Origin of the sequence: Brevundimonas sp., from assembly GCF_032107865.1 — a bacterium.
GTDB lineage: Bacteria > Pseudomonadota > Alphaproteobacteria > Caulobacterales > Caulobacteraceae > Brevundimonas.
Map to the genome: position 1 here is coordinate 1 of NZ_DAMCNG010000385.1, position 1,305 is coordinate 1,305.

General features: G+C 69.3%; 1 protein-coding gene and 1 pseudogene. One reads left to right on the forward strand and one right to left on the reverse strand.

The features are described 5' to 3' along the window. On the reverse strand, nucleotides 1-795 hold a 795-nt coding region (locus tag RT567_RS16970; protein ID WP_313577350.1), incomplete at its 3' end, for a RecQ family ATP-dependent DNA helicase. 232 nt (nucleotides 796-1,027) lie between these two features. Between RT567_RS16970 and RT567_RS16975 the strand changes: the two are divergent. After that, nucleotides 1,028-1,305, forward strand: a pseudogene (locus RT567_RS16975) (methyltransferase); the annotation flags it as partial.

Here is a 1,305-nt window from a genome sequence, read left to right on the forward strand (position 1 = left end):
CAGCGCATCGGCTACCCGCTCGCAGCCGTCGCGGCTGCCGCAATAGACCACGCCCGAGCGGCCGCGCCGTTCGCGCACCAGTTCGACCACGCGCGCGTCCGTGCGGGCGCGCGAGCCGTTGACCTTGCGCTCGGCGGTCAGTTGCAGGTTCGGACGGGCGAAGCTGTCGACGAAGACGCGGGCCTCGCCCAACTTCAGCGAAGCCAGAATGTCGTCGCGGGTGCGGGCGTCGGCGGTGGCCGTAACCGCGATGCGAGGCACGCGAGGGAATATCTCGGCCAGACGGCCCAGGGTGCGGTAGTCCGGGCGGAAGTCGTGGCCCCATTGAGACACGCAGTGCGCCTCATCGATGGCGATCAGGCTGATGGGCAGTTCGGCCAGACGCTCCAGCATGGACCCCGACGCCAGTCCTTCCGGCGAGACATACAGCAGGTCTAGCTCGCCCGACCGCGCCGCGCGCCAGACGGCCGAACGTTCGTCCATGGTCAGGCCGGAATCCAGCCGGGCGGCGGCAACGCCCTGTTGCTTCAGCGCCTCGACCTGGTCGGTCATCAGGGCGATCAGCGGCGAGACGACCAGGCCCACGCCCTCGCGCAGGATGGCGGGCACCTGATAGCAGACGCTCTTGCCGCCGCCGGTCGGCAGCACGGCCAGCACGTCGCGCCCGGCTAGGACTTCCTCGATCACCGAGGCCTGAAGCCCGCGAAAATCGGCATGGCCCCACACGCGCTCCAGCAGGGTCCGCGCCTCGTCCAGCGTGGGCGAGGAGTCAGCGAGCGGGGGGAAGTCCAACATGGCGGCCGTTGTGCCGTATTCGGTCGGGGGTGTCACCCGCTTCTCCTCCCTATTGCGGAGCAATGGGGAGGTGGATCGGCGGCGATAGCCGTCGAGACGGAGGGGCTGCTTGGCTCCGTTGCCATGTGTGTCACCGCGGCCAAGGCCTGGCTCTCCATAAGCCCCTCCACCACTTCGTGGTCCCCCTCCCCATTCGCTTCGCGAACAGGGAGGAAAAAGATATAGCGCTCTCATGACCACGCTTCTTTATGGCCGCCCGCCGGCGGTGTTCGATCCGCCCTCGACGGCGACGCAGACGTCGCCCCTGATCCCCGGCTCGACGGCGCTGGAGACGGTCGCGCCCGGATCGGCCGACGGCGTGATGCTTTATGCCCCGCCCGGCGCGGTGGAGCGGCGCTATACGCTGGCGCTGGCGCTGAGGGCGCTGAAGCCCGGCGGTCGGCTGGACGTCATGGCGCCCAAGGACAAGGGCGGTTCGCGGCTGGGCAAGGAGCTGAAGGCCTTTGGCCT